Source organism: Pseudomonas sp. Sample_22 (genome assembly GCF_004307635.1).
Taxonomy (GTDB): Bacteria; Pseudomonadota; Gammaproteobacteria; order Pseudomonadales; family Pseudomonadaceae; genus Aquipseudomonas.
The window spans coordinates 1-1,228 of the sequence record NZ_RCNY01000072.1 but is presented as its reverse complement, the minus strand read 5'-3'; the positions used below and the strand labels follow the sequence as shown (position 1 = coordinate 1,228).

The following is a 1,228-nucleotide window of genomic DNA, read 5'->3' as shown; positions in this document are numbered from 1 at the left end:
CGCAAGACACATCAAAGGAATGATGAGATATTGTAGCTTCACGATTTAATCCTTTGCTTTCAGGGTTTCGAGGTTTAGACGCTAGTCACCCAGCTGAGTATTAATTCTTGGCATTTTTCAGGGCAAGAGTCCTCGTTTAACGACAAAACATCACTGCCTTTATGACTGCTTCAAAACCTCTGCCTTAGCCCGCTGCAGGACTTCTTGGCGGTTCACTGGCACTGTTCGCGGAGCATGAGTGCCAATTCGCACTTGTATTCCTTCAATGCCAAGTACGGTAATGGTTATATCATCACCAATATGAATGCTTTCGCCAATCTTGCGCATCAAAATAAGCATAAGGTTTACCTTGGGTGGTTAATTGTTTTCTACGTCAGTTCTTTCAAGCGGCGTAGCGTGACGCTTAAAATTAATGCACTCGCGCACATCATCCCCATCTTCTAGAGCAGCGTCTGTAGGCAAATCCTTCAAGAGGTGCGCGGCTTGCGTCCCACCAAGCCTGCAGTTAACAAAAGCTGTGGTTTTTCTTATAGCGATGCTGGCAGTAGTTCGAGTTACAGCTGGCCTCGCGCAACGAGCCACCCACAAGCGCAAGAACATCTGTAGCACAAAAAATGTCATCATCCTGATCAAGTAGGCGAAACAAGCCTGGTCCTACCACTGCTGGTCAATCGTTCACTCCTCCGAAGAGGGGCTTGCAGCTGCGCCTCCTGCAATAAAGGCGAGTACGCCGGCATGTCTTCGAGCTAATGAGTTGCGTCTCAGGCAGGAGATCCAAGCTATTGACAAGCCTGGATCAGAAAGAAAAAAGACCCCGTATCCTGATGGGAGGAATACGGGCTAAAAGCGTCACCATTCGAGAGAAAGCAGCGTCATTAAGAGAGCAGTATGCCGGGCCTGCAGGCGAGAGGGTGTAGCGCTACTGTCTTTCTCGGCGCCAATTTAATCGCACGACGCAAGCGATCACCACGCCAAGACTTCCCATTTTCGAAGTACCGGGCTCGCCGGTGCTAAGCAACCCATTTGCTCTGATGCCGCTCATGCGGCAGGGGCAGAGAGGCGAAAACCGACGCGCAAGGCCCTGAAGTGATGCCTCACGCCGGGCCACTGTTTGTCGGTTTCCGATAAACATTCAAACGTAACCGTCACCCAAAGACTGTAGGGAAATCCCTCAACTCTGACGAATTTAAGCGCGAAGGCCTACAACGGCTCGCCACGCTAGCGAAGC

The 1,228-nt window shown here is 50.7% G+C and carries 1 protein-coding gene; it reads right to left on the bottom strand.

Features of this window, described 5'->3' with window-relative positions; all coding sequences use genetic code 11:
• Window positions 1-159 precede the first annotated feature (159 nt).
• Window positions 160-339, bottom strand: coding sequence for a carbon storage regulator CsrA (gene csrA / locus D8U73_RS18650; protein ID WP_130905383.1), 180 nt, complete (start codon window positions 337-339; stop codon window positions 160-162).
• Window positions 340-1,228 lie beyond the last annotated feature (889 nt).